This is a genomic window from Nostoc sp. LEGE 06077 (assembly GCF_015207705.1).
In the GTDB taxonomy this organism is placed as follows: domain Bacteria; phylum Cyanobacteriota; class Cyanobacteriia; order Cyanobacteriales; family Nostocaceae; genus Nostoc_B.
Genome location: NZ_JADEWI010000006.1, coordinates 203,886 through 210,818, shown reverse-complemented (window position 1 = coordinate 210,818; position 6,933 = coordinate 203,886). Strand labels below are relative to the sequence as shown.

The 6,933-nt window shown below is 41.1% G+C and carries 6 protein-coding genes; all 6 read right to left on the bottom strand.

The features are described 5' to 3' along the window. Positions 1-403: sigma-70 factor domain-containing protein (locus IQ244_RS06860; protein WP_322746029.1), on the bottom strand; the 403-nt coding region annotated here is incomplete at its 3' end. A 45-nt stretch (positions 404-448) separates the two neighbouring features. Further along, a complete protein-coding gene (locus IQ244_RS06855) occupies positions 449-1,237 on the bottom strand; it encodes a CemA family protein (RefSeq protein ID WP_096560906.1) in 789 nt (262 codons plus the stop codon). Positions 1,238-1,596: 359 nt separating this feature from the next. Continuing rightward, positions 1,597-2,511 (bottom strand): cation diffusion facilitator family transporter, encoded by a 915-nt coding sequence (locus IQ244_RS06850; RefSeq protein ID WP_096560907.1) that lies wholly within the window; start codon positions 2,509-2,511, stop codon positions 1,597-1,599. 11 nt (positions 2,512-2,522) lie between these two features. Beyond that, positions 2,523-2,882 (bottom strand): DUF190 domain-containing protein, encoded by a 360-nt coding sequence (locus tag IQ244_RS06845; protein WP_096560908.1) that lies wholly within the window; start codon positions 2,880-2,882, stop codon positions 2,523-2,525. Between the two features lie 33 nt (positions 2,883-2,915). After that, the gene (locus IQ244_RS06840; protein WP_096560933.1) at positions 2,916-3,467 is read right to left on the bottom strand and encodes a hypothetical protein; all 552 of its coding nucleotides are present in this window, start codon (positions 3,465-3,467) and stop codon (positions 2,916-2,918) included. Between the two features lie 162 nt (positions 3,468-3,629). Further along, positions 3,630-6,749: a CusA/CzcA family heavy metal efflux RND transporter gene (locus tag IQ244_RS06835; RefSeq protein ID WP_015364260.1), complete on the bottom strand. Its 3,120-nt coding sequence runs from the start codon at positions 6,747-6,749 to the stop codon at positions 3,630-3,632. Positions 6,750-6,933 lie beyond the last annotated feature (184 nt).

Here is a 6,933-nt window from a genome sequence, read left to right as displayed (position 1 = left end):
TCTCTACGCCACGTTCTAAACCTAATGAACCTTCCTGAATTAAATCCATCAACTCCAAATTTCTTCTTTGATATTTTTTGGCAATAGCAACCACTAAACGAAGATTTGCTACCATCATTTTTTGCTTTGCCTGTGTACCTTTGTGAAAAATCTCCTTCACTTCTATTTCACTAAGCTGTACATATTTGGCTAATTCTTTTTTAGAGGGTTCGTAGTTGAGTTGTTTCTTCAAAGTTTCCTTCTTCTTTTGTAACACCATCATCTGCTGTACCTGTTTGCTATATACAATTTCTTCCTCATGAGTCAACAATGGTACGCGAACAATATCTTGCAGATAATTCCGAACTATATCTGTGCTGAATTTAGTATTTGAAGTTGTTGTAATCATGTTGAGAGTTGGCATAATTTCAGTATTTTTTGTATGTAAAGATTTAGATATATTTATAAATTATTCATTCATGTTATGGTAAGTAGCCACAGATGAAGGAGAACTGCGATTGAGGTAGCGGAATATCCAATATTTAAAAACTGTATCCATGATTACTGGAACAGTAGCAATAAATAAAGAAGTAAGACTTTTATTTTCTGGGAAACCGTAATGCTTTAAAGTACTTTCTATAATTATTTCCCATCCATAAGGAGAGTGAAAACCGACAAATATATCTGTAGATAGAATAATTAAAAAAGCCTTGGCAGAGTCGCTTAAACTATAAGTTATATCGCCAGCAAAAGACTTAAGAATGTATAGCTGCTGCTTACCTGTTAAGATTAAAATAATTAATGTGATGGCTGTGAGTATATCTGTAAAAACATTTGTTACTGCATTAATACTTTTAATTTTATTGTCTGCTACTAACGCAATAGCTTTTTTCTTAATCTTCTTTTGAACAAGCTCGTCAGAGAATGTGGTGATTTTACCTATTCGAGCTTCAAAATAAACACTTTGCTCAAATCTTTTGAGTTCCGCTAAAGCTTTTTCTTCTTGAGGATAATTTAAGAAAATATGTGATTCTTGTGAATTCCATAACTTCTCAACTAGGGGAGTGATGACAAAGTTTCTAGAAAGCTGATTTATAAGTAATGGAACTACAATCAAAAGTAACAAGAAACGGACAGAGGAAATTGTTTGAAGTCGAGAAGCGCGAAACTCTTCAATAACCTTTACTTCGGCATTTGGATCTAACGTCTGTTGAAATTTTCCTATCGTCCGCAGGATAGAGCGAGGAATAAAGCTCATCTTTTGAGATGATGACTTTGATTTCATCTTAATTTATAAGCATCACAATTCTAGTTGCACCCATAATTTAGTGAGACAACTGTGGCATTTTAAATAGCTATAAGATTTAAAGTTTAAATCTCTAAACTCTACTTTACAAAAACAGGATGAAATTAAGATGAAAAATCAGTATTTTATAAAAATTTTCCAGATTTAGTTATTTTCGTATATATTAAAAACGGCAATTTTACTTAAATAACTATTACTTTGGGGATTTGTTCTCACAAAGGTAAGATGATTAGGTATTCGGTCACAGTAATTGCTCTAAATGCGATCGCCACCAAATTAAATTTTCTATCCACATACTCAACTAAATTGATTTAAACCACGTTTTCTTGAGCAAGAGGACATGGATAACTTGGATCGCCTGTTTCTATCTGAATTGTAGTGTGTTCTATACCAAAATGGTCGTGAAGTTGTTGATTTACCTGAACTAAAAAACCATCACTAAGATTTCCAGCAGGCATAATTAAGTGAGCAGTGAGAGCTGTTTCTGTAGTACTCATCGCCCAGATGTGCAAGTCATGAACACTAGATACACCAGGAAGTTCAGTTAAGAATGTACGGACTGCAAGTGGTTCAATACCTGCTGGTACGGCATCTGTAACTAAGTTCAAAGATTCTTGGAACAATTGCCAAGTACTCACAATAATCACGACAACAATCATCAAACTCACAACTGGGTCAAACCATAGCCAACCAGTAGTAACAATCGCAATACCAGCCAGGACTGCACCCAAAGACACCGCCGCGTCAGCAACTAAGTGAATAAAGGCTCCCCTAATATTCAAGTCTCTTTCACGACCAGATAAGAACATTAAGGCACTTCCCATATTGATGGCAATACCTACCGCAGCCACGCCGATAATTGTACTACCTGATACTGGACTAGGTTGAGCAAAACGCTGTATGGCTTCCCAGGCAACTGCGCCAGAAGCTACGAGTACAAGAACAGCGTTCAAAAGAGCTGCCAAAATAGAGGAGCGACGTAACCCGTAAGTGCGGCGTGGTGTTGGTTGGCGACGGCCGAGGAAGCTTGCTCCCCAGGCAAGTAACAAACCTAGAACATCACTCAAATTGTGACCAGCATCGGCAAGTAGGGCAAGGGAATTGGCAGCTAACCCATAAACTACTTCAATAACAACAAATCCAGTGTTGAGAGCAACGCTAATAATGAAGGCACGGTTGTAATTAGTCGGTTCGTGGCTGTGTCCGTGACTGTGACTGTGAGACATGAATACTGCCCTTAAAGCGTTACTAATGGCGAAAGAATTTCTATGCTTTGACAAGTGACAAACTTATCTTTAAGCATATCTTTGACCAAGGAAAAAAATTCGGTTATTACACTTTCACTATCAATAACTGTAATGACAAGTGGTAGCACAGAAGACTCAATAGATGGATCTAGCTCGTTCATAGTGCGAAAAATTCCATGTTTGCCATATCCAGAAATTGCTCGCATCACCGTCATCCCTGTTATTCCCTGTTGGCGGGCGATTCCCAATAGAGTTTGGTGAAGTGGTTGGTGCTGCCAACCATCAGACTCACTAATATAGATTGTTAGCTGCTTCCATTTAATTGGATCGTGGTTGTACTGTTGAAGCATAACGTTTATTTTGTTGCTATCACTTGTTATTAATCATCGTTTGAAGGTAAAACGACCATTAAATTTTTCACCTTTTACATCCGTTTGAATAACAACTTTATACTCTCCCGTTGCAGTTCCGGCCAGGTTTGCTGTATATTGCTTTTCCTCGGTATTATAAGGAACTTGTAGAGTTTTTTTAGTGCCATCTGGTAGCTGAACTTGAGCCGTGAGCTTGGCATCAGTAATTGCTTGGTCTTGCTCGCCGTGTACGCTGATATCTAAATGAGTAGAATCTTTTTCTATATCTGATTTGAACTCTAAATGATATTTGCCCGAATTTACAACTTGACTGCTAGACTTCTCTCCACTATTGGAGTGACCACCTTTTTGATCATGTCCATGACCGTCATTTTCATTATGTGCTTCCCCAGTTTTAGCAACCGGTTCAGTTTTAGTAGATGTTTCTGTAGTTGCTGTTTTAGCAACGGGTTCAGTTTTAGTAGCACTTTCTGAGTTAGCGGCTTGATTCCCACCACTACAAGCACCCAAAAAGATTAATCCGACACTGCTAACAATTACTAAACTGGTCTTCAGAAATTTCATGAATCCAAACTCCTTGATGTTTTGTGAATTAAAAACTAATGCAGCACGTTGTAAGTAAACCACCCATTTCAAATCAATGAAACCCTTGGGGTATAGGAATTCTAATTCCTAATTCCGTTAGCGTAGTGAGGCGTAGCCCATTTCAAATTCCGCCTTGTTGTGCTAGGCTCTGGCTTCTCCTGCAATTTCTGGCTGAATGATTGGTTCAGCCTTTCTTGGCACCACAAATCTACCAAACTGGACATACAAAGCCGGAAGCACTAACAAGGTTAAAGCGGTTGAGGTAAACAATCCACCTAACACTACAACAGCTAGTGGCTGGAGGATTTCTTTTCCGGCTCCACTACCAATTACCAAGGGTGCCATACCCAAAGCCGATGATAGCGCCGTCATTAAGATAGCAGCCAACCTTTCTACTGACCCTTCCATCAAAGCCTGTCGCAGAGGCTGTCCTTCTGCCATCCTAGAATTGTAGTTCTCAACAAGTAATAGTCCATTGCGTGTAGCAACGCCGAATAAGGTAATAAATCCTACCATTGAAGCTACAGAGAGAATACCACCAGTTAAAGCGATGGAAATGACTCCACCCACTAAGGCTAAGGGCAAGTTTATCAAGATCATGATGGTGGCAGGAATCGACTTGACAGCAAAGTAAATCAGGACTGCGATCGCCACAAATGCTAATCCCCCAGCCGAAAGTAAAGTTTTCGTCGCTCCCTCTTGCGCTTCAAATTGACCACCGTATTCAATAAAATATCCAGAGGGTAATTGCACCTGTTGCTTAACTCTGTCCCGAATATCCTTAATTACAGAACCTAAATCTCGTCCAGCCACATTGCTGGATACGACAATATAACGGGAGACGTTTTCGCGGTTGATGGTATTGGGGCCTGTACCATAGTTGATTTTTGCGACTTGGGCTAAGGGAATTTTTTGTCCGTTGGGTGTATCAACTAACAAATTACCGATAATTTCAATATTGTTACGGTATTTCTCTTGCAACCAAACCACCATATCAAAGGTTTGTTGTTGCTCCAATACTTGGGAAACGACTCGCCCATTCAGTGCAGTTTCTATTATCTCTGACAATTCGCCAATAGTTAAACCATAGCGGGCTGCTGCATTGCGGTCGAATTGAATTTGTACCTGTTTAATTGGTACTTGCGGTTCTAGTTGCAAATCTACTAGACCCGAAACACCGCCCATAGCTGATTGTACTTGTTGACCAAGGGTGCGGAGTTCTTCCAAATCGGGGCCAAAAATTTTCACAGCGATCGCACTCCGTACCCCAGAAAGCACTTCATCCATCCGGTGCGAAATAAACCCGCCGATATTGGGAACGACTCCGGGAATTTTATCAAATTCTTTACGAATCATTTCAATTGTTTTTTCTCGATCTTTTCCCCCCTCCTCGCTAAGTTGGACATCTATTTCCGCCCCGTTTACACCAGCCACCTCAGTATCCCCTACAGCCCGCCCAGAGCGCAATTGAGCCGTTTCAACCCCAGGATTTTTTTTCAGGGCTTCTTCGATCACTATGCCTACTTGATTAGTCGCATTCAGAGATTGACCAGGCATTAAAACTGCGGCGATTACCAAAGAGCGGTCTTGGAATTCTGGTAAAAAAACTTGCCCTAACGAGAGTAGAATCATCGTTGAAGCCACAAAAGCAGCGATCGCACCTGTCAAAATAATCTTGGGGCGACGAATAGAAAATTTCAAAAGTGGACGATACAAACGATGGGAAAATCGTTCAACCCAAGTTTCTGTACTTGGTAAACGCCGATTTACTAGCAAAAGGGCGCACAGTGCTGGAGTCAATGTCAGTGCTACTAAGGTAGAAGCGCCAATTGACAGCAAATAAGCTACAGCCATCGGTGTAAAAATCCGACCTTCTACACCAGAAAGAGCAAAAATTGGTGCAAAGACGACTGCAATAATGATTGTCGAGAACAGTACGCTTACCCGCACCTCCACTGAGCCATTAAAAACAACTTGCAGTGGTGGTACAGGATTGCCTGCTATTTGGTTTTCTCGCAAACGGCGGTAGACATTCTCCATATCGACAATTGCATCATCCACCACCGAACCAATCGCAACAACAAGTCCGCCCAAAGTCATTGTATTGATACCTTGTCCCGTCCAATTCAGGATCATCATTCCCAACAACAAAGACACGGGAATCGCACTCAAACTAATAATCACCGTGCGCCAGTTCATCAGAAATAAAATCAAGATGACACAAACGATGATTGTGCCATCGCGCAAAGCTTCTTCAACGTTTTTGAGCGAGGCTTCGATAAAATCTTCCTGACGGAAAGTAGTTGTAATTTTGACATCTTTGGGCAGACCGGCTTGAATTTCCTCCATTGCTTTTTCAGCTGCCTTCGTTACTTTTGGCGTATCTGCTGCTGGCTGTTTGTTGACTGTCAAAATTACCGCTTTTTTACCCGCAAAACTACCATCACCGCGTTTGAGTGCTGCACCAATTTGTACATCCGCCACTTGTTCCAACAGGATTGGCGTGCCATTTTTGGCTTTAATTACTGATTTCTTTAGCTGTTCAATAGATTCAATCCGTCCAACCCCTCGCACCAATGTCTCTTGGTCAGGAGTAATTAAAAATCCCCCTGGTGCATTGGCGTTGGATGCTTGTGCTGCTTTGGTGACATCATCAAGGGAAACATTAAACGCTTTCAATTTATCTGGGTTTACCAACACTTGATACTGACGCTCATCCCCACCAAATATGACAACATTACTTACGCCAGGAACAGCAAGCAGGCGGTTTTTCACTTGCCAGTTGACAATCCGCCAGACCTCCATCATCGGAGTGGTTTCAGAAGTAAAGGCATATTTGACAGTCCATCCCAAGGGTGAACTAACAGGCAGAACCTCTGGGTTTTCCACACCTTGCGGTAGTTGACTGCGTGCTTGTTGCAACCGTTCCGTTACCAATTGGCGGGCGCGATAAATTTCTGTATCCAAGCTAAAAGTCGCTCTCACAGATGAAAGACCGACAGCTGAGGCAGAACGCAATGTTTCTAGTCCAGGAGTGCCGTTAATCACACTTTCTATCGGTCGAGTAACTAGGGATTCAACCTCCTCTGGTGCAAGTCCTGGGGCTTCGGTCATAATTTCCACTTGCGGAGGAGCAAAGTTGGGAAATACATCCAGTGGCATTTGCGTCAGGACGAGAAAGCCCCAAACTGATATGAGGATAGAAGCAATAACCACTAGCCAGCGTTGAGCGATCGACCATTTAACAATAGAATTAAGCATTAGTGAGAAAGATAAAGTTTTACTGAGGATGAGTCAGCATTAACTTTCTCTAGGATGACAGACTAGAATGAAATTCAGGTGAAATTTGTACAAGGAAGAGTGTGAGCGATGAGATACGCTCCATCGTAGGCGCGATTCCTTTACTCCTTTTTTAAAATCCATAACTAATTATCATTGGGCTATT